This window comes from Mycobacterium hackensackense, from assembly GCF_025822555.1.
GTDB lineage: Bacteria > Actinomycetota > Actinomycetes > Mycobacteriales > Mycobacteriaceae > Mycobacterium > Mycobacterium fluoranthenivorans.
Map to the genome: position 1 here is coordinate 577,121 of NZ_JACKUC010000038.1, position 20,163 is coordinate 597,283.

Sequence of the window (20,163 nt, forward strand, 5' to 3'; positions counted from 1 at the left end):
GACATGCCCTCACGCATCCTCGACTACCCGGTCTTCCGCGCCGGCTGATGACGAACCCCGAACAGCTGCTGTTCGCCTCGACGGCGCGGGCATTCCTGGACAAAGAGGCATCCCTTGGCACGGTCCGCGATCTGCATGCGCGGGCCGTCTCCTTCGAACCCGGCTGGTGGCAGCGAGCCGCGGAGCTCGGCTGGACCAGCGTGCTGGTACCCGAAGAACTCGGTGGCGGAAGTGTGTCCGGCGCCGGGGTGGCCGACCTTGCCCTGGTCGCCGAACAAGCCGGACGCACCGTCGCACCCGGTCCGCTACACCCGGTCAGCGTGGTGCTCAGCGGCCTGGTCGAGGCACCGGACGGTCATACCGACCTCATCGAGGCGCTGGTGTCCGGGGAAACGGTCGCCTCCTGGGCCGTCTATGAGCCACACCGCCCATTCGAACCCTCGTCCGCGCACACCACCGCGAGCCGCACCGAGAGCGGGTATCGCATCGACGGCGTCAAGGACCGCGTCGAGGCCGGGACGCAGGCCGACCTGTTCCTGGTCGTCGCCGAATCCGACGGTGCGCTGCGCCAATTCCTGGTTCCCGCCGACGCACCCGGGGTGAGCGTCACGACGCAGAAGTCCGTCGACCTGGTGAAGACCTATGCCAGAGTGCAATTCGACGGCGTCGACATCGACGCATCCGCGGTGCTCGGCAGCGCCGAGCAGACCGGCGCGGTGATCGAACGGCAGCGCCAGGTGGCCCTGATACTGCAGTGCGCCGAGATCGTCGGCATCCTGGATGCCGTCCTGGCGATGACCAACCAGTGGTTGTTGGACCGGCACAGTTTCGGTCGGCCGCTGGCTTCCTACCAAGCGCTCAAACACCGTTTCGCCGATATGAAGATGTGGTTCGAAGCGTGCCGGGCCACCACCGCGGGCGCGGTGGAAGCCGTCGGCGCGCGATCACCGGAGGCACCGATGTTGGTGAGTGTCGCGAAAGCCTATGTCGCCGAACGCGCGCCGATGATGTTGCAGGACTGCGTGCAGCTACACGGTGGTATCGGGGTGACCTGGGAACACGACCTGCATCTGTATCTGCGACGCACGGTGCTGAACCGGGCCATGTACGGCTCCCCCGAAGACCATCACCGCGCCGTGTTCGAACTCAGCCGCACACTGCCCGAGGAGGCGTTCGTATGACAGACACGGCGATCTCGACGGGCACCGACGAGTCGGTGGCGGACTTCACCGTGCGCGCCAGGGCATGGCTGGCCGAGAACATGCCGCGCATCGATCCCGACAACCCGCCGTTCTCCGTACGCGCCGAGGAGAAGTCCTGGGAACGCGCCCGGCACCTGCAGAAGCGGCTCTATGAAGGCGGTTTCGCCGGCATCTGCTTCCCGCGCGCGTACGGCGGCCTCGGTCTGGACGACGCCTATCAGAAGGCGTTCAACGCCGAGTGCCGCTGCTACGAGATGCCGCTGATCCTGAACACCCCCTCGTTCACCATCTGCGGCGCCACCATTCTCGATATGGGCAGCGAGGAGCAGAAGCGCGCGCGCATCTCGGCCGCCATCCGCGGCGACGAGGTGCTGTGCCAGCTGCTCTCCGAGCCCAGCGGCGGATCCGATCTTGCCGGGGTCCTCACCCGGGCCGACCGCGTCGGCGACAAGTGGATCATCAACGGCGCCAAGACCTGGAGCACCAGCGCCTTCGCCGCCGACTACGGACTGATGCTGGCCCGCACCGACTGGACGGTGCCCAAGCATGAGGGCCTCACCATGTTCCTGGTCCCACTGACTGCATCGGGTATCACGATGCGCCGGATCACCGAGGTCAACGGCAACGAGGAATTCTGCGAAGAATTCTTCGACGGCCTGGAGCTCGGCGACGAGGCCGTGGTGGGTGCGGTCAACGACGGCTGGACCGTGGCAACGCGTCAGCTGCATCACGAGCGCCGGGCGGTCGGCGGCGGATCCGAGTTCGCCAGTGGCACCGGCGCCGAGAACGCCAACGAGATGCCGCCCGACCATGTGGGCCTGGCGGCGGCCACCGGACAGCTCGACGACGCGATGGTGCAGAACCTCGCGGGCCGGGCATTGGTCCGACGCACCGTGAAAAGTCAACTGATCGATCATGTTTCGGCGTCCATCGCCAACGGCTCGCTGCCCCCGAACGCGGGCACGCTGATCCGGCTGTTCCACGCGGAGACCACCGAACTCGAGGTCGACACCGCACTGGCGATCTCCGGGGCGGCCGGTGTCGTGGATGAGGGATCGGGCCTGCTGGATATCGGGGTGCGCTACTTGTCCCGGCAGACCGGCTCACTGGGCGGTGGCAGTTCGGAGATGGCCCGCAACGTCATCGGTGAACGGGTGCTCGGCTTCCCGCGCGAGGCCGCCGCCGACCGCGGGGTGCCGTTCAATCAGGTCAAACGCGGGCGCACCTAGAACAGGGTGGGGTGCGCCGGTGCCGCGACTTCGGAGGAAACGGCACCGGCGCTCGCCATGGGCGCTCGCCCAGTCAACCCGTACCGGGCCACCAACGGTGCGACCCGGGTACGAAGCATGTCGCGATAGTCCTGCGGGAGGTACGCGCCGCGACGGTAGAGCTGGCGGTAATCGGACACCAGCTCCGGGTGGCTGCGTTGCAGCCACTGCATGAACCAGCCCCGTGTCGAACCGCGCAGATGCAGGCCGAAGACCGTCACCCCGGTGGCGCCGGCCTCGGCGATCCGGCGCAGCAGATCGTCCAGGTGCTCGGGTGAATCGGTCAGCCGCGGCAACACCGGCGCCACCATCACATGACAGTCCAGCCCGGCCTCGCGCACCGCGGAGATCAAGCCCAGCCGCGCCTGCGGCGACGGGGTGCCCGGCTCGACTGCCCGGTGCAACTCGGGGTCCCCGATGGCCAGCGAGAGGGACACGTTGACCGAAACCAGTTGGGCGGCTTCGGCGATCAACGGCAGATCACGGCGCAGCAGGGTGCCTTTGGTCAGGATCGAGAACGGGGTGCCGGAGGTGGCGAGCGCTCGCAGGATGCCCGGCATCAGGGCGTACCGGCCCTCGGCCCGCTGATACGGATCGGTATTGGTGCCCAGTGCCACCGTCTCCCGGGTCCAGGACGGCCGGGACAGCTCACGTTGCAGCACGGCGACCACGTTGGTCTTGACGACGACCTGGGTGTCGAAGTCGGCTCCGGAGTCGAACTCCAGGTACTCGTGGGTGGGCCGGGCGAAGCAGTACCGGCAGGCGTGCGAGCAACCCCGGTAGCCGTTGACGGTGTACCGGAAGGGAAGCATGGATGCACCGGGCACCTTGTTCAGCGCCGACTTGCACAACACCTCGTGGAAGGTGATCCCGTCGAACTGCGGGGTGCACACGCTGCGGACCAGCCCCATCCGCTGCAGGCCGGGCAGGGCGCCGTCATCGACGCGTACGCTCTGTCCGTCCCACCGCATGCGGTACATCGAACAATTGTTCGATGGCAGTTGTCAAGGGCGCGCCTCGAACACCAGGTTGAACGGTGTCTCGGCGGCACGACGGAACCGGGTGAATCCACCGTCGCGGACCATCACCTCGGCCAGTCGGCGCTCCCCCGCCTGGGCGCCCAGCGCTGGGCCCCGCTGCGCCAGCGAGACGGGCACGCAGATCAGCGTGGACGCGCCGTAGAACACCCGGCCGACGGGATTCAGGTTGTCCGACAGGACATCCCCCGCGAAGGGTTCGACCAGCAGACAGTGGCCGTCGGACTTGAGCGACCGCCGTGCGTGACGGGCAACGCCGGACGGGTCGGCCATATCGTGCAGGCAGTCGAAGAACGCGATCAGGTCGAACTCCCCGCCGCCGTAGGTGGTCGCATCGGCCACCTCGAACGTCGCGTTGGGGACACCCGCCTGCGCCGCATGCTCGCGCGCCGTCGCGATCGACGCCTCGTGGTAATCGACACCGACGAACCGGGAGTCCGGAAACGCCTGCGCCATGAGAATCGTCGTCACGCCGTGCCCGCAGCCGATATCGGCCACCCGGGCGCCGGCCCTGAGCTTCTCCACGACACCGTCGAGCGCGGGCAGCCAGGAGGACAGCAGGTGGGCGTGGTAGCCCGCCCGGAAGAACCGCTCAGTCCCGCGGAACAGACACGGATGGTGTTCGCCCCACTCCATGCCCGCACCGGTGCGGAAGTTCTCGACTGCGCGCGCCTTGACGTGAAACAGGTCCTCCACCACCGCATAACCGCCCGGCAGATCCACCGGCCCGTCCGGATTCGCCAGGCACAGCGCCTGTTCCTCGGTGAGGTGGTAGGTGTCCGCCGCGCTGTCGTACTCGACGTAACCACCCGCGGCCTGATTGGCCAGCCACTCCCGCACGTAGCGTTCGTCGGTACCGGTCCGTTCGGCCAGTCCGGCGGAGGACCATGCCCCCTCGGCAAGTGCCGAGTACAGCCCGAGCTCATCGCCGATCAGCACCAGCATGGCGCTCATCGCCGCGCCGAGATCGCCTATCGCGCGACCCAGAAACGCCTGGAGCTTGTCTTCGTCGATGGCCATCGCGGGCTCCTTCGCCCATAGGTATGGACGACTTCGAAGCTACTCGCGTCCGTGCACCGGCGGAACCGTTCGAGCAAAGATCCGATCAGCGGACCTGCCGTCGCCGGTCAGATGGCCGATGCGCCGGTAGGCCCATCAGCCTCGCCACCATCGACGATGGCCATCGCCGCGGCGAGTCCCGCCTGAAGTACTTGTTGTTGCGCATGACTGCCGGGAATCATTGCCCGCGAAACCGTCACCGCACCGACCATCAGGGCGACGAGGCTCCATGCGCGGTGCTGAGCCTGCTGAGGCTCGCCGCCGAGAGCGTTGGCGATTCGCGTGGCAAAGACCGTGGCCTGACGGTCGTAGACTTCTCGGGCTGCCGGATGCCTGGCCACATCTTCGCTCAATGCGGGCATGACGCAACCATTTTCGATATCGAGACAGTGCGCATTGCCGATGTAGTAGGTCAGGAAATCTCTCAGTCCGTCTATGTCGTCCCGCGGGGAATCGGCAGCGCCGGAGACCTGGCCCAGGTACGTCTCGATGATCGCAGCGAGCAGCCCAGCCTTGTTGGTGAAGTGTGAGTAGACGGCCCCAGAGGTGACACCGGCAGCGCCGGCGATGCCGTCGACGCCGATCCCCATGAAGCCGTTGACCTTCATTTGTTGGACTGCGGCTTCCAGCAGCACAGCACGGAGCTTCTCCTTGTGGTCCGGTGGATACCGCACAACCAGCGCCTCTCGGTCGATTGACAGACTGCCGCAGTTATCATACCGTGCGTTACGGTAACGGTCGTTATCAATGCCTGCAGGCACGATCCTTCGCCCTCATTCCCGAGCTGCGGACGTGTCAGCGAGAGAAGAGATGAAGATGCCTTCTGTTTTGGTTACCGGCGCCGGGAGGGGCATCGGGCTGGCAATCACCGAGCACATGAGCTCGCGGGGCTGGGATGTGTATGCCACCGCCCGCTCTGATGCCGCGTTGCACAGTCTGAATCGATTACCCCACGTGCATCCGATCCCGCTGGACATCACCGACCGCTCCGATATCGCCGCACTGCCCGCCCGGTTGCCGGCAGGTCTCAACGGCCTCGTCAACAATGCAGGGATCATCGTCAACGGACCGGTGGAGGGATTGTCGCTGGATGACCTGACCGACCAGCTTGACGTCAACGTGATCTCTCAGATCGCGGTGACCCAGGCGGTGCTGCCGAAAATCCGCGAAGCCGGCGGGCGGCTGGTGTTCATGTCCTCGGTCAGCGGGTTGATCACCACTCCGGGCACCGGCGCGTACAACGCATCGAAGTATGCGATCGAGTCGTTGGCCGATGCGCTGCGAATGGAGTTGCGCCCATGGAAGATTCCGGTCTCGCTCATCGAGCCTGGCCCGATCCGCACCGATATGTGGGGCAGCGCACTCGACGACTACGACCGCATGACCGAACAACTGTCCGAGACGCATCGCCGGCTGTACGCTTCGCACCTGGTCGGCAGCCGCAAACTGATGGGCCGTATGCAGAAGCTGGCCGCCGACCCCAAACGGGTCACCAAGGCGGTCAACCACGCACTGACATCGAGACATCCCAAACGTCGGTACCTGCTCGACACCCTCAGTCGCGCCCAGAAACTCACCTTCGCGGTCACCCCGGCCGCGATCAGTGACGCGATCCTGGCTGCCGCCACGACGTCGAAATGAGGAACGCAAACATGGAGCGCGCGGTGTCTCAACCCGGCAACGGTCGGAGTCGCCGAGGACTGCAGTGGACACTGGCGGCGGTGGCGGTGATCCCGATGGCCAGCGCGGTCGGTGAGATCGTTCGTGGCGCCCAGGGTGTACCGGGCGGATCGCCGAATGTACCGCCCACGGTGGACAGTTCACTTCGATATGCCAACGTGTTCAAGTTCGCGATGGCACTCATGATGTGGCCTCAACTCGGCCGTGTCGAGCGGTCGCGGACGGTGACGTTCTCGTTGGCAACCACGTTCATCGGTGGTCTGGCCCGCATGCGTTCATGGCAACAGCGCGGACGACCGCACCCAGTCGCGGTAGGAGCGATGGCTCTGGAGACCATCGGCGCGGCGAGTCTCCTCGCATGGCAGAGGTCACTGCCTTCACATTGCGCCGGCGAGGTCATTCCAGACTATCGAGTATCCGAAGTGCATTGTTGATCCCGGCGTCGAGCACTTCGGCGGAGACCGCGGGGTCGGTGATCGCTCGGGCGAGTTGCAGGGACGCGACCAGAATGCTGAACAGACCCCACGCTCTCTGCATTCGATCCACTTCCGACCTCGCGGCCGGGAGGTGCACGGCAATCTCCTGGACGATCGACTGCGCCCCAGCGGAATAGGCGTCCCGGACGATGCCGTCGCACCGTCCGATTTCGCTCAGCAATGCCGCCGTCGGGCAGCCCTCGGGTTGATTGTCCCGGTGTTCGATGGACAGATAGCCCCGGATATAACCTTCCAGCGAATCTCGATCAGCAGGTAGGGCGCTGACGGCGGCACGCTGCCGTTCGAGTTGATCGGTGACGACATTCGCGACGAGATCATTCTTGGATCCGAAATGCGCGTAGAACGCACCGTTGGTGAGGTCGGCGTCGGACATCACCGCGGCGATCCCCGAACCGTCGATACCGTCGCGCTTGAGACGCCGGCCGGCTGCCGCGATGATGCGCCGACGGGTCTCAGTCTTGTGTTCCGCTCCATATCGCGCCATGGAACCCACCTCCGCTTGTGTCCCGAACCACCCTTGACGATGATAATACAGTCATAATATTATGCTCGTAATATCAATGCGTCGCGTCGAGAGGCTCAGATGAACGCCCTGCACCAACCGCTCCGGCTACCCAATGGCCTGGTCTTGCCCAACCGGATCATGAAGGCCGCAATGAGTGAGGCGCTGACAGACGGCCACCACGCCCCCGATGACCGTTTGGTACGTCTCTACGACCGATGGAGTCGCGGAGGTTACGGGCTGCTCATCACCGGCAACGTGATGGTCGACCGCACCCAGTTGGGCGAACCGGGGAACGTGGTGATCGAGGACGACCGGGATCTCGCAGCGCTGTCACGGTGGGTCAAGTCCACTCACGACGCGGGTGTGCCGATCTGGGCACAGCTCAATCATCCCGGGCGGCAATCCAACCCGCTGTCCCTCGGCCATACACCGGTCGCCCCCAGTGCCGTGCCTTTGAGTCTGCCTGGCTCGCCCACGCCGCGCGCGTTGACCGGCCCGCAGATCGAGAACATCATCGACCGTTTCGTGACCGCGGCGCAGGTATGCGAAACGGCGGGATTCGACGGCGTGCAGATCCACGGTGCACACGGATATCTGGTCACCCAATTCCTGTCGCCGCTGACCAACCTGCGCGAGGACGGGTGGGGTGGCGACAGTGTGCGCAGGATGCGATTCCTTCTGGACGTGATCCGTGGTATCCGAGCCCGGGTATCACCATCATTCGCGGTGAGCGTGAAACTCAACTCGGCCGACTTTCAACGGGGTGGATTCACCGAAGATGATTCGCGCGACGTGGTGAGCGCTCTGGCCGGAGAAGCCATCGACCTGATCGAGATCAGCGGCGGGAATTACGAGTCGCCGGCCATGTCGGGATCGACTGCAGCCAGCACCCGAGCCCGCGAAGCCTACTTCCTCGACTACGCGCGCACCGTTCGCGCGGCGGCGGGACAGGTGCCGCTGGCGGTCACCGGCGGTTTCCGGTCGAGGGAGGCCATGGCGCAGGCGGTCGAATCAGGAGACTGCGACGTGGTCGGCCTGGCTCGCCCGACGGTGACCATGCCCGATGCCGCCGAAGCCATCCTGTCCGGCCGGCTGGACGTTCTTCCGACCCGCGAACTCAAGTACGGAATGCGAAGGCTGATAAGTCGATTCGTCGATGTCAAAGCGCTCGACGGCGTGCTCAACATCAGCTGGAGCACCGATCAGCTCCACCGGCTCGGAGCCGGGAACGAACCTGACCTTGACCGCGGTCGACTTGCCACCACCCTCGCGATGCTCAAGCGCAACGGATCCGCGTCCCTGCGTCCCAAACGCGGGATCCGATAACGCCCTGAACTCCACACTCCCATCGACGCCGAGAGGTTTGACATGCTCACCTGGAAAGACATACCCACCAAGACAATCGATGTCGACGGAGTGCCGTTCGCATACCGGGAACTCGGCATCGAATCCGACGTGCCCGTCGTGTTCCTGCATCACTTCACCGCTGTGCTCGACGACTGGGACCCGAGAGTCATCGACGGCATTGCGGCATACCACCGCGTCATCGCTTTCGACAACCGAGGCGTCGGGGCCACCGGATCCAAAGTCCCGGACAACGTCGACCAGATGGCCGACGATGCAATCGCGTTCATCCGAGCGCTCGGCTTGACGAAGGTGGATCTGATCGGGTTCTCCCTCGGCGGAGGCGTAGCCCAGCTGGTGGCCCTCAAATCGCCCGATCTGGTTCACCGAATGATCCTGGCGGGTACCGGGCCTCGCGGTGGCGGCGGAATCGACGCGATGCGCAGAATCGTCGCCGGCGCCTACACCAAGGCTCTCCTGTCGCGGAAGGACCCCCGCGAATACCTGTTCTTCCCCCGGACCGCAGAAGGCAAACGTGCTGCCTCCCAATACCTTACCCGCCTGCAGGAGCGAACCTTCGATCGGGACGAGAAGGTCTCGCTGCAGGCGCGGCTGGCGCAGCTCAGAGCGATCGTCGACGGCGGCAAGGCCACTCCCGATGACCTGTCACGGATCACGGTCCCCGTCCTGGTCGCCAACGGCGATGACGACCTCATGGTGGCGAGCAGCTTGTCCGCAGACATGGCACGCCGAATCCCCAACGCAGAGCTGAAGATCTACCCGAACTCGGGGCACGGCGGGATATTCCAGCATCACCTCACCTTCGTGGCTGACGCTCTCGAGTTCCTCGCCGACTGAGCCGAAGTCGGGTCACTCAAATCGCGTGCATCACCACACTATTGAAGAAACGAGTACCTCATGAGCAGCATCAGTGAATTCATCACGTCCTACGCCAAGGCACAGTCGCACACTGTGACCGCCGACGGCACCACCTATGCCTACCGTGAACTCGGTCCCAAAGGCGGCATCCCGGTGGTCTTCTTCGTGCACCTCGCCGCGACCTTGGACAATTGGGATCCACGAATCATCGACCCGATCGCCAAGAACCGCCACGTGATCGCCTTCGACAACAAGGGCGTGGGCGCGTCCAGCGGGTCAGTGCCGGGCACCATCGAAGAAGCTGCCGACGATGCCTACACCTTCGTCACCGCGTTGGGATTCAGCAGGATCGATGTGTTCTCGTTCTCGATGGGCGGCATGATTGCTCAGGATTTGGCACTGAAGCATCCCCAACTGGTCCGCAGGCTGGTGCTGACCGGGACCGGACCGCGCGGCGGCAAAGACATCGACAAGGTTGCGGGTATCACCTACTGGGACACGCTGCGGGCCACACTGACACGTTCCGATCCCAAGGAGTTCCTGTTCTTCAACCGTGATGCCGAGGGTAGGCGCGCCGGCAAGCAGTTCGTCGACCGACTCAAGGAGCGCACCACCGACCGCGACAAGGACATCACGATCAGCGCCTTCCAGACCCAGCTCAAAGCGATCAAGGCGTACGGCCGATCCAGACCGTCGGATCTGTCGAAGATCACTCAGCCGACGTTGATCGCCAACGGTGACCACGACCGGATGGTGCCCTCGGTGCTATCCGAGGATCTACATCGGCGCATCGCGGGATCGGAATTGATCATCTATCCCAACTCCGGACATGGCGGCATATTCCAGTACCACGAGCAGTTCGCACCGATCGCCGCGGCATTCCTCGCCGATGGCGAGTCGTAGCGACAACGCCCGAGAGGACCCCTTGCGCGCCGTGCCCGCGGCGCAGACCAACCACTGCACCGAGAAGGCCATCCGATGAAAGCGTTCGCCCTCACCCGCTACGGCAAGAAGGACACGGTCAGCGCCGTCGAGCGCGCCGTCCCTGACTTGCGCGACGATGACGTGCTCGTGCAGATACACGCCACCAGCGTCAATCCCCTGGATCTCAAGATCAGGAACGGCGAGCTCAAGCCGCTGCTGCCCTACAACCTTCCACTCGTCCTCGGAAACGATCTGGCGGGCATCGTGGTCAAGACCGGTCCTCGCGTGCGGCGATTTGCCCCCGGCGACGCGGTCTACGCCAAACCCCGTCAGGACCGGATCGGCACCTTCGCCGAATACCTCGCCGTCAACGAGAATGACGTAGCGAAGAAGCCGGCCGGCGTAGACATGAACGAAGCCGCCGCGCTGCCGCTGGTCAGCCTGACCGCCTGGCAAGCGTTGGTCGACAAGGCACAGTTGCGGCCAGGGCAGAAAGTGCTCATCCACGCCGGCTCCGGTGGCCTGGGCACCATCGCGATTCAGCTGGCCAAACATCTGGGGGCCACCGTCGCGACCACCACCGGCACCCAGAACGTCGAATGGGTCAGGAAGCTCGGCGCCGATATCGTGATCGACTACAAAACCCAGGATTTCGCCACCGAGCTGCGTGACTATGACCTCGTCCTGGACACTCAGGGTGGTAAGACCCTGGACAGGTCCTTTCAGGTCGTCAAACCCGGCGGCGCGGTCATCTCGGTCGCGGGGCCGCCCGAGCCGACCTTTGCACGTGAGTTCGGGGCGAACTGGCTGCTGGTGCAGGCGATGCGCGCACTGAGTTTCTCGGTGCGGCGCAAAGCGAAACAGCGCTCGGTGACCTACTCATTCCTGTTCATGACCGCGAACGGGGATCAACTACGCGAGTTGGCGACCCTCGTCGATGCGGGTGTCATCCGTCCTGTCATCGATCGGGTGTATCCGTTCGGCTCCACGCTCGACGCCTTGGCCTACGTCGAAAGCGGCCACGCCAGAGGAAAGGTCGTGGTGAACGTCAGAGACGATCATGAATACCGGTGATGGGCCTCGCAGGAGTTCCTTCCGCAGCCCGAGGTATGACGTCATTCGCCGACGGCCCCAAGTCCACACCTCACGGTGTGGTGCGGCAGGTGCTCGACGGTGTCGAATCCGGAGCCGGCGAGGTCCTTGCCGATGACTTCACCCGTCAGGCGAAGGCAGAGCCGGGCACCCAGCTAGCGGTGGGTCACCACTGCGAGCCCTGGCACACCACGCTGTACGGCGCATCCTGGGCCACGATGACCTGACCGTCGACGGCGACATCGCAATGCGGGTTCGGTGCACCGACCCCACCCTTGGTGGTGCTGCTCACCTGCAGGATCGCCCACTGCGGATCGGCCAGCGTGGTCTCGAAAACGAACGGCCGGTCCGGCGCGACGTTGATGGTCTCGCGCTTCACATAGGAGTAGGCATCGGCGTTGTAGGCGGCCTTGTCGGCCGGCTGGGCCGTCAGATACAGCACCTGGAAGTCATACGGGGCAGTTGAGGTGAGGGTGTAGCGCACTTGGTGCCCCGCCGCCGGCTCGGCGTGTGCCACGCCGGTGGTCGCCATGAGGGCCGCGCCCGAGATCAACACCGCTCCGACCTTGCTCATACCTTTTCGCATGTCCGTCACATCGCCGGACGCTACCCGATCGTTACAACTGCCACATCAGCACCTCGGCGCCCCCGGCTAACGACGGACCAATACCGATCGACCAACAGGTTAATTTGTTCGTCACATACAGAAATTCCACAGAAACCTGCCAGCTCTAACGTCCCGATTCGACACGCCTCCCGCGTGTGCACGTGAGCCCGCGATTCCCTCGCGATAAGCGAAATCGATGGAAAGGCAATAGATGCGACTCAACAGGTCGGTCCTGGCAGCCGGAAGCGTGGTCGCAGCGACCGCCCTCGTGCTGTCGGGATGTGGCAGCAAGGCCAGCGAGAGCGACAGCACCGCAGCGGCCGCGTCCTGCGTGGACACCTCCGGTTCGACCATCAAGGTCGGCTCACTGAACTCGCTGTCGGGCACCATGGCCATCTCCGAGGTGACGGTGCGCGACGCCATCAAACTGGCCGTCGAGGAGATCAATGCCAAGGGCGGCGTGCAGGGCAAGCAGATCCAGATCGTCGGCGAGGACGGCGCCTCCGATCCCGCGGTCTTCGCCCAGAAGGCCGAGAAGCTGATCAAGGACGACTGTGTCGCGGCCGTCTTCGGCGGTTGGACATCGTCGAGCCGCAAGGCCATGCTGCCGGTCTTCGAGAGCAACAACTCGCTGCTGTACTACCCGGTGCAGTACGAGGGCCTGGAATCCAGCAAGAACATCTTCTATACGGGCGCCACCACCAATCAGCAGATCGTGCCGGCGCTGGACTACCTCAAGGAGAAGGGCGTCAAGTCGCTCTACCTGGTGGGCAGCGACTACGTCTTCCCGCAGACCGCCAACCGGATCATCAAGGCCTACGCCGGCGCCAACGGGATCGAGATCAAGGGCGAGGACTACACCCCCCTGGGCTCGACCGACTTCTCCACGATCGTCAACAAGGTGCGGGCGTCCAATGCCGGTGCGGTGTTCAACACCCTCAACGGTGACTCCAACGTGGCGTTCTTCAAGGAGTACACCAACGCCGGCTTGACCCCGCAGAAGATGCCCGTGGTGTCGGTGTCCATCGCCGAGGAAGAGGTCACCGGAATCGGCGCCAAGAACATCGAGGGACAGCTCACCGCCTGGAACTACTACCAGACCATCGACACCCCGGTGAACAAGGCGTTCGTCGCGGCCTACAAGAAAGCCTACGGCGAGAACAAGCCGACGTCGGACCCCATGGAGGCGGCCTACGTCTCGGTGTACCTGTGGAAGAACACGGTGGAGAAGGCGAAGGCCTTCGACACCAAGGCCATTCAGGACAATGCGGGTGGCGTGACCTTCGACGCCCCCGAGGGGCTGGTCACCATCGACGGCGAGAACCACCACATCACCAAGACCGCCCGGATCGGCGAGATCCACCCCGACGGCCTGATCTACACCATCTGGGAGTCCAAGGGTCCGATCAAGCCGGATCCTTACCTCAAGTCCTACCCCTGGGCTGCCGGTCTGTCCGGATAGCGCCGGGGCGAGCGAAAGCGACGGGGAACTAGCACCGTGGATGTCCTGATCGGACAGCTGGCAACGGGATTGAGCCTCGGCTCGATCCTGTTGCTGGCTGCACTGGGCCTGTCACTCACCTTCGGGCAGATGGGCGTCATCAATATGGCGCACGGCGAATTCATCATGGCCGGCTGCTACACCGCCTACCTGGTGCAGCAACTGGTGTCCAATGCCGGTGCCTCACTGCTCATCTCGCTGTTGGTCGGGTTCGTCGTCGGCGGCCTGCTCGGAGTTCTGCTGGAGACCACACTGATCCAGCGGATGTATCACCGTCCGCTGGACACCCTGTTGGTGACCTTCGGCGTGGGCCTGATCCTGCAGCAGGTGGCGCGCGACATCTTCGGTGCACCCGCGGTCAACGTCGGCGCACCCAGCTGGCTGTCCGGCGGCGTCGAGATCCTCGGCGCGGTGGTGCCCAGAACCCGGATCTTCATCCTGGTACTGGCCGTCCTGTGCGTCACCGTGCTGGCCGTGGTGCTCAAGGCCAGCCCGATGGGACGGCGGATCCGCGCCGTCGTGCAGAACCGCGATCTCGCCGAGACCAGTGGAATCTCCTCGCGCAGAACCGATATCACTACCTTCTTCATCGGCTCCGGTCTGGCCGGGGTGGCCGGGGTGGCACTGACCCTGATCGGGTCCACCAGCCCCACCACCGGGCAGAGCTACCTGATCGATGCCTTCCTGGTGGTGGTCGTCGGTGGACTCGGCCAGATCAAGGGCACCGTCATCGCGGCCTTCAGCCTCGGTCTGCTGAATTCGTTCATCGAGTACAGCACCACCGCGTCGCTGGCGAAGGTCATCGTGTTCGTGGTGATCGTGATCTTCCTGCAGGCCAGGCCCCAGGGTCTGTTCACCGTGCGGACAAGGAGTCTCGTATGAGGACACTGATCGGCCGCTGGCAGACCTGGGCCGGGTTCGCCGTGGCCGCAGCACTGCTGTTCGGCGTCGCACCGGCGGTGCTGTCCAGCTTCCGGCTCGGCCTGCTCGGCCAGTACCTGTGCTACGCGATCGTCGCCGCCGGTATCGGATTGGCCTGGGGCCGTGGCGGAATGCTCACCCTGGGACAGGGTGTCTTCTTCGGTCTCGGTGCCTACATGATGGGTATGCATCTCAAGATCGCCGACGCCGAGATCCGCAAGCAGACGGTCCCGGACTTCATGCAGATCGCCGGTATCCCCAAACTGCCCGCCTACTGGGAGCCGTTCGCCTCCCCCGCCTTCACGATGCTGGCGATCCTCATCGTGCCCACGGCCATCGCCGCACTGCTCGGTCTGGGCGTGTTCAAGCGCCGGGTCAAGGGTGCCTACTTCGCGATCCTCTCGCAGGCCCTGGCCGCCGCCCTGGCGATCCTGCTCGTCGGACAGGCCACCCTCGGGGGCAGCAACGGGCTCAACGGCTTCCGGACCTTCTTCGGCTTCCGGCTGTCCGATCCGGTGAACCGGCAAATGCTGTACTTCATCGCCGCGGCGGTGCTGCTCATCGTCGTCGCCGTGGTACGCCAGCTGATGCAGAGCCGCTACGGCGAACTGCTGGTCGCGGTCCGCGACGGCGAGGAGCGGGTCCGGTTCCTGGGCTATGACCCGGCCAATATCAAGGTGGTGGCGTACACCACGGCAGCACTGTTCGCCGGCATCGCCGGCGCCCTGTTCGCACCGATCATCGGATTCATCACCCCGGCGCAGGTCGGCATCGTGCCCTCCATCGCCTTCCTGATCGGTGTCGCGATCGGCGGACGCACCACGCTGTTGGGCCCGGTGCTCGGCGCCATCGGGGTCGCCTGGGCGCAAACCGCGTTCTCCGAACAGTTTCCGTCGGCCTGGACCTACGCCCAGGGGCTGCTGTTCATCGTCGTCGTCGGATTCTTCCCGGCCGGTCTGGCCGGACTCGGGGTGTTCCTCAAGCGCCGGCGCGCCGCACCGACACCCGATCCCGCCCCGGATCCAGAACCCGAGAAGGTGGGTGCCGCCACATGACCGACACCAAGGCCGAGACCGCCACCGAGCCGGTGGCCGGCGGCAATGTGGGCATGGGCACGCAGTACCTCGAGGTACGGGGCCTGACCGTCGATTTCGACGGGTTCAAGGCCGTCAGCGATGTCGACCTGACCCTGTTCCAAGGTGACTTGCGTTTCCTGATCGGGCCCAACGGCGCCGGCAAGACCACGGTGATCGACGCCATCACCGGCCTCGTCGCCGCCACCGGTTCGGTCAGCAAGTCCGGGAAGGAACTGCTGGGCCGCAAGGTCCATCAGATCGCCCGGCTCGGGGTGGGACGCACATTCCAGACCGCCACGGTCTTCGAGCAGCTCACCGTGCTGCAGAACCTCGATATCGCCGCCGGGGCGGGCCGGTCCCCGTGGACGTTGCTGCGGCGCCGATCGGGCATCCTGCCCTCGATCGAGGAGGCCCTGGAGACGACGGGCCTGACGGCCCTGGCCGACAAGCCGGCCGGGGTGCTGGCACACGGGCAGAAACAGTGGCTGGAGATCGGCATGCTGCTGGTGCAGAACGCCGATGTGCTGTTGCTCGACGAGCCGGTGGCGGGCATGAGCCATGAGGAACGGGAAGAGACCGGAAATCTCTTGCGCCGCATCGGCAGTGAACGCACCGTGGTGGTCGTCGAACACGATATGGATTTCATGCGTGCCTTCGCCACCTCGGTGACCGTGCTGGCCCGCGGCCAGGTGATCGCCGAAGGCTCGGTCGCCGAGGTGCAGGCCAATCCGAAGGTGCAGGAGGTCTACCTCGGCACCGCCGCGGCCGGCCTCTCCGAGGAGGACGCCTGATGCTCGAATTGATCGACGTACACAGCGGTTACGGCCGTTCCGAGGTCATCCACGGGGTCAGCATCGAGGTGCCGTCGGCCGGGGTGGCCGCGGTGATGGGGCACAACGGCGCGGGCAAGACCACCCTGTTGCGGGCCGCGGTCGGACTGCTGAAATGCACGGCGGGCAAGGTGCGCTTCGACGGCGCCGATATCACCAAACTGAGGCCCAGTGCCCGCGTCGCCAAAGGCCTGGCCTATGTGCCGCAGGGCCAGCAGTCCTTCGGCCAGCTCACCACCGCGGAGAACCTGCAGGTCGTGGCCGACGGCCGGAAGAACGGCAAGGCTCTCATCGATGAGCAGCTCGATCTGTTTCCCGCGCTCAAGGAGCTGCTCACCCGGCGGGCCGGGCTGCTCTCCGGCGGGCAGCGCCAGCAACTGGCCATCGCACGCGCGCTGATCACCGGCCCCAAGTGCCTGATTCTCGACGAGCCCACCGAAGGCATCCAGCCCTCGGTGGTGGCGGAGATCGAGGCCGCGATCACCGCACTCACCGCGCGCGGTGACCTCGGCGTGCTGCTGGTCGAGCAGCACATCGGGTTCGCGCTGGAATCCGCACAGCAGTACTACATCCTGGAGTCCGGGCGGGTCACCTCGTCGGGCACCGGCGGCTCGGCCTCCGAAGCAGAGGTCCGCGCCGCGATGGCCATCTGACGGCACCGCCGTCGTGGCAATCTGACGGCACCGACCTACCCGGCAGGCGGGGCTACAACTCCAGCAGCACCGTCACCGGACCGTCGTTGACCAACTCGACCGCCATATCCGCGCCGAACACCCCGGTGCTCACCTCGGCACCCAGGCCCCGCAGCGCATCCGCGAACGCGTGGATCAGCGGTTCTGCGACGGGCCGGGGTGCCGCGGCGTTCCAGGACGGCCGGCGCCCCTTCACGGTGTTGGCGTACAGGGTGAACTGACTGACGACCAGGATCGGCGCGGCGACGTCGGCGGCGGCCTGTTCCCCATCGAGAATCCTTAGTCGCCAAAGCTTTTCGGCCATCTTCGCGGCGAGTGCGGTGTCGTCGGCATGCGTGATGCCGACCAGTGCCAGCAGTCCCTGCCCCTCCGGGTCGATCCGTCCGACGATCTCGCCGTCGACCACCACGCGGGCCGAGGTCACCCGTTGCACCAGAACTCGCATGCCCTGACCTTAAGGTGTGGTGGTGAGCGCACCATCGCAGCCGCACATCCTGGCCGACCGGGGCGGTCTGGTGATCGCGCAGACCGGACCCGACATCCTGGTGATCGACCGCGGTGGCGGCGGGTGGCAGATCGCGACGTTCGTCCTGGCGATCCTGACCCTGGTGTGTGGCGGCTTCGGGATGATCGCACTGTTCACCGCGGAGGTCCCGCTCGCCCTCAGCGCAGTGCTGCTGATCGTGGGCCTGACCGCCGGCGTGGGAGCGCTCGGCACGGCCGGGGCGATCCGCAGGCGCAGACGGGCCCCGGTCAGCGCCTTCACCCCGGTCGCGGTGTTCGACCGGGCCCGCCGCGTCTACCGCGACGGTGCGGGCCGGCCGGTGGCACCGTTGGACCAGGTGCGGTTCGAGTGCCGGGTACAACTCACCTCCAGCTCGGCGATGCTGGTGGCGGTCACCCCCACGGGAACGCGGATTCTCAAGCGCGGCAACCCGTTCGGCGGCAGCGTCGGCAACCTGGACCGCGTGCTCACCGCAGCGGTGTTCGGGCCCTAGCTGTCATCACACCTAGCCCAACCGGGACAACACCTCGGCCACCACGTCACCGGCGGCGACATCGCTCTGCTCACCGTTGGAGAGATCCTTCACACCGATGGTGCCGGCCTCGATATCGCGGTCACCGGCCACCAGGGCGATGCGCGCCCCGGAACGGTCGGCACCCTTCATCGCGCCCTTGAGGCTGCGGTCACCGTAGGCCAGGTCGACGCGCGCCCCCGCGTTTCGCAGCGCCGCCGCGATCTTGGCCAGTTCCAGTTTGGCCGTCTCACCGAGCGGGACCCCGTAGACATCGACGCGTCCCACCGCACCGACGGACTTGCCCTCCGCCTTCAGCGCCAGCATGGTGCGATCCACCCCGAGGCCGAACCCGATTCCGGACAGGTCCTGGCCACCGAGTTGACGCATCAGCCCGTCGTAGCGGCCGCCGCCACCGATACCGGACTGGGCGCCCAGGCCGTCGTGCACGAACTCGAACGTCGTCTTGGTGTAGTAGTCCAGCCCGCGCACCATCCGTGGGTTGACCACATAGGGCACGCCGAGGGCGTCCAGGTGCCCCAGCACCGTCTCGAAATGCGCCTTGGCGATATCGGAGAGGTGATCGAGCATCAGCGGCGCGCCGGCGGTCATCTCGCGCACCGCCGGGCGCTTGTCGTCGAGCACGCGCAGCGGGTTGATCTCCGCGCGGCGGCGGGTCTCCTCGTCGAGGTCGAGCCGGAACAGGAACTCCTGCAGCAACTCCCGGTACTGCGGGCGGCAGCTGTCATCGCCCAGCGAGGTGATCTCGAGGCGGAACCCCTCGAGTCCGAGGGACCGGAAGCCGCCGTCGGCGATGGCAATCACCTCGGCGTCCAGGGCGGGATCGTCCACACCGATGGCCTCGACACCCACCTGCTGCAACTGCCGGTAGCGGCCGGCCTGCGGACGCTCGTAGCGGAAGAACGGCCCGGCGTAGCAGAGCTTGACGGGTAGCTGGCCACGATCCAGACCGTGTTCGATGACCGCCCGCATCACCCCGGCGGTGCCTTCGGGACGCAGGGTCACCGAACGCTCTCCGCGGTCGGCGAAGGTGTACATCTCCTTGCTCACCACATCGGTGGACTCGCCGACGCCGCGGGCGAACAACGCGGTGTCCTCGAAGATCGGCAACTCGATATCGCCGTACCCGGCCCGCCGGGCGGGCCCGAGCAGACCGTCACGCACCGCCACGAACTGCGCGGAGTCGGGAGGCAGGTAGTCCGGTACGCCCTTGGGCGCTTTGAAATCAGCCACAGTAATCAGTCACAATCGCAAACCTTCGAGGAACGGGTTGGTGCGGCGCTCGAGCCCGATCGTGGACTTCTCACCGTGTCCCGGTAGTACCACGGTGTCATCGTCGAGCACCAACAGTTTTGTCACGATCGAGGTGAGCAGTTGACGTCCGCTGCTGCCGAGCAGGTCGCTACGGCCGATCGCACCTTTGAACAGGGTGTCACCGGTGAAGGCGGAGGCCGGGCTGATCCCCCCGTCGCCACGCTCGTGGGCGCCGACACGGAAGACGACCGATCCCGGGGTATGCCCCGGGGTGTGGTCCACCGTGACCGGGATACCACCGAGATCCAGCAGCTCGCCGTCGCCGGTGAGTTCGACGACCTGCCGGGGCTCGGTGAAGAACGCGGCCACCGCACGCTTGCCGAAGCCCAGCAGCAGCGATTGCGCCTTCCCCGCCACACCCAGATCCATGATCGGATCGGTGAGCATCGCGCGGTCATCCGGATGGATGTAGACCGGGCAACCGTAGGTGTCGGCCACCTTCTGCGCCGACCACATGTGATCGATGTGGCCGTGGGTGAGCAGCACCGCCGCCGGGGTCAGCCGATGCCGGTCCAGAATCTGCTGTAGGGGCCGCGACGCCCGCTGTCCGGGGTCGATGATCACCGCATCGGCACCCTCGTGCGGAGCGATGACGTAGCAGTTGCACGCCAGCGCTCCGGTCGGGAACCCGGTGATGAGCATGCCCCCATTTTCCCATGCGCGGTTACGCGACCGCGGGTCGCGCCACACGCACTCAG

General features: G+C 65.6%; 22 protein-coding genes. 14 read left to right on the plus strand and 8 right to left on the minus strand.

The window, feature by feature from the left end; all coding sequences use genetic code 11:
* The first annotated feature begins 47 nt into the window (after positions 1–47).
* The gene (locus H7J86_RS31400) at positions 48–1,181 is read left to right on the plus strand and encodes an acyl-CoA dehydrogenase family protein (protein ID WP_267295714.1); all 1,134 of its coding nucleotides are present in this window, start codon (positions 48–50) and stop codon (positions 1,179–1,181) included.
* Complete coding sequence (locus tag H7J86_RS31405) at positions 1,178–2,431, plus strand: acyl-CoA dehydrogenase family protein (protein WP_267295716.1); 1,254 nt, start codon at positions 1,178–1,180, stop codon at positions 2,429–2,431. Before H7J86_RS31400 ends, H7J86_RS31405 begins: the two co-directional genes overlap by 4 nt.
* On the opposite strand, the gene H7J86_RS31410 is transcribed toward H7J86_RS31405, so the two are convergent.
* The 3 genes from H7J86_RS31410 to H7J86_RS31420 form a co-directional block, all read right to left on the minus strand.
* Positions 2,428–3,441 (minus strand): Rv2578c family radical SAM protein, encoded by a 1,014-nt coding sequence (locus H7J86_RS31410; RefSeq protein ID WP_187099359.1) that lies wholly within the window; start codon positions 3,439–3,441, stop codon positions 2,428–2,430. The two genes, H7J86_RS31405 and H7J86_RS31410, sit on opposite strands and share 4 nt — an antisense overlap.
* Positions 3,442–3,474: 33 nt before the next feature.
* A complete protein-coding gene (locus tag H7J86_RS31415) occupies positions 3,475–4,527 on the minus strand; it encodes a class I SAM-dependent methyltransferase (protein ID WP_187095313.1) in 1,053 nt (350 codons plus the stop codon).
* 107 nt (positions 4,528–4,634) lie between these two features.
* Positions 4,635–5,201: a TetR/AcrR family transcriptional regulator gene (locus H7J86_RS31420; RefSeq protein WP_187095312.1), complete on the minus strand. Its 567-nt coding sequence runs from the start codon at positions 5,199–5,201 to the stop codon at positions 4,635–4,637.
* Between the two features lie 181 nt (positions 5,202–5,382).
* Here H7J86_RS31420 and H7J86_RS31425 point away from each other — a divergent pair, with 181 nt between their 5' ends.
* Together H7J86_RS31425 and H7J86_RS31430 are read left to right on the plus strand one after the other, a co-directional pair.
* A complete protein-coding gene (locus H7J86_RS31425; RefSeq protein ID WP_267295718.1) occupies positions 5,383–6,207 on the plus strand; it encodes an SDR family oxidoreductase in 825 nt (274 codons plus the stop codon).
* An 11-nt stretch (positions 6,208–6,218) separates the two neighbouring features.
* Positions 6,219–6,680 (plus strand): DUF4345 domain-containing protein, encoded by a 462-nt coding sequence (locus H7J86_RS31430; RefSeq protein ID WP_267295720.1) that lies wholly within the window; start codon positions 6,219–6,221, stop codon positions 6,678–6,680.
* On the opposite strand, the gene H7J86_RS31435 is transcribed toward H7J86_RS31430, so the two are convergent.
* Entirely contained in the window at positions 6,643–7,227 is a 585-nt protein-coding gene (locus H7J86_RS31435; protein WP_267295722.1) for a TetR/AcrR family transcriptional regulator, read from the minus strand. The genes H7J86_RS31430 and H7J86_RS31435 overlap by 38 nt on opposite strands.
* 99 nt (positions 7,228–7,326) lie before the next feature.
* On the opposite strand from H7J86_RS31435, the gene H7J86_RS31440 reads away from it, so the two are divergent.
* The 4 genes from H7J86_RS31440 to H7J86_RS31455 all read left to right on the plus strand — a co-directional run bounded on the left by H7J86_RS31440 (position 7,327) and on the right by H7J86_RS31455 (position 11,469).
* On the plus strand, positions 7,327–8,574 hold the full coding sequence (locus H7J86_RS31440) for an NADH:flavin oxidoreductase/NADH oxidase family protein (RefSeq protein ID WP_267295724.1): 1,248 nt from the start codon (positions 7,327–7,329) through the stop codon (positions 8,572–8,574).
* A gap of 42 nt (positions 8,575–8,616) precedes the next feature.
* On the plus strand, positions 8,617–9,450 hold the full coding sequence (locus H7J86_RS31445) for an alpha/beta fold hydrolase (RefSeq protein WP_090364401.1): 834 nt from the start codon (positions 8,617–8,619) through the stop codon (positions 9,448–9,450).
* Between the two features lie 60 nt (positions 9,451–9,510).
* The gene (locus tag H7J86_RS31450) at positions 9,511–10,374 is read left to right on the plus strand and encodes an alpha/beta fold hydrolase (protein WP_187095306.1); all 864 of its coding nucleotides are present in this window, start codon (positions 9,511–9,513) and stop codon (positions 10,372–10,374) included.
* A gap of 75 nt (positions 10,375–10,449) precedes the next feature.
* Positions 10,450–11,469, plus strand: a complete 1,020-nt coding sequence (locus tag H7J86_RS31455; protein WP_267295725.1) for an NADP-dependent oxidoreductase — start codon at positions 10,450–10,452, stop codon at positions 11,467–11,469.
* A gap of 184 nt (positions 11,470–11,653) precedes the next feature.
* Here the strand turns inward: H7J86_RS31455 and H7J86_RS31460 are convergent, their stop codons facing one another.
* On the minus strand, positions 11,654–12,073 hold the full coding sequence (locus H7J86_RS31460; protein WP_090364395.1) for an Rv2576c family protein: 420 nt from the start codon (positions 12,071–12,073) through the stop codon (positions 11,654–11,656).
* A 232-nt stretch (positions 12,074–12,305) separates the two neighbouring features.
* Between H7J86_RS31460 and urtA the strand changes: the two genes are divergently transcribed.
* From urtA to urtE, 5 genes are read left to right on the plus strand one after another with little or no spacing between them, the layout of a single operon-like run.
* A complete protein-coding gene (urtA, locus tag H7J86_RS31465; RefSeq protein WP_090364393.1) occupies positions 12,306–13,556 on the plus strand; it encodes an urea ABC transporter substrate-binding protein in 1,251 nt (416 codons plus the stop codon).
* Positions 13,557–13,592: 36 nt separating this feature from the next.
* Entirely contained in the window at positions 13,593–14,477 is an 885-nt protein-coding gene (gene urtB, locus H7J86_RS31470) for an urea ABC transporter permease subunit UrtB (protein WP_187095304.1), read from the plus strand.
* Positions 14,474–15,571, plus strand: coding sequence for an urea ABC transporter permease subunit UrtC (gene urtC / locus H7J86_RS31475; protein ID WP_090364390.1), 1,098 nt, complete (start codon positions 14,474–14,476; stop codon positions 15,569–15,571). Before urtB ends, urtC begins: the two co-directional genes overlap by 4 nt.
* The gene (urtD, locus tag H7J86_RS31480) at positions 15,568–16,383 is read left to right on the plus strand and encodes an urea ABC transporter ATP-binding protein UrtD (protein ID WP_267295727.1); all 816 of its coding nucleotides are present in this window, start codon (positions 15,568–15,570) and stop codon (positions 16,381–16,383) included. Before urtC ends, urtD begins: the two co-directional genes overlap by 4 nt.
* Positions 16,383–17,075 (plus strand): urea ABC transporter ATP-binding subunit UrtE, encoded by a 693-nt coding sequence (urtE, locus tag H7J86_RS31485; protein WP_090364387.1) that lies wholly within the window; start codon positions 16,383–16,385, stop codon positions 17,073–17,075. The genes urtD and urtE overlap by 1 nt, the downstream gene beginning before the upstream one ends.
* A 52-nt stretch (positions 17,076–17,127) precedes the next feature.
* Here the strand turns inward: urtE and dtd are convergent, their stop codons facing one another.
* Positions 17,128–17,559, minus strand: coding sequence for a D-aminoacyl-tRNA deacylase (gene dtd / locus H7J86_RS31490; RefSeq protein ID WP_090364386.1), 432 nt, complete (start codon positions 17,557–17,559; stop codon positions 17,128–17,130).
* Positions 17,560–17,581: 22 nt separating this feature from the next.
* On the opposite strand from dtd, the gene H7J86_RS31495 reads away from it, so the two are divergent.
* Positions 17,582–18,112, plus strand: a complete 531-nt coding sequence (locus H7J86_RS31495) for a hypothetical protein (protein WP_187099559.1) — start codon at positions 17,582–17,584, stop codon at positions 18,110–18,112.
* Positions 18,113–18,124: 12 nt separating this feature from the next.
* Here the strand turns inward: H7J86_RS31495 and hisS are convergent, their stop codons facing one another.
* Both hisS and H7J86_RS31505 read right to left on the minus strand, forming a co-directional pair.
* Positions 18,125–19,384 (minus strand): histidine--tRNA ligase, encoded by a 1,260-nt coding sequence (gene hisS / locus H7J86_RS31500; protein ID WP_267295729.1) that lies wholly within the window; start codon positions 19,382–19,384, stop codon positions 18,125–18,127.
* 9 nt (positions 19,385–19,393) lie between these two features.
* Entirely contained in the window at positions 19,394–20,107 is a 714-nt protein-coding gene (locus tag H7J86_RS31505) for an MBL fold metallo-hydrolase (RefSeq protein ID WP_267295731.1), read from the minus strand.
* Between the last annotated feature and the right edge of the window lie 56 nt (positions 20,108–20,163).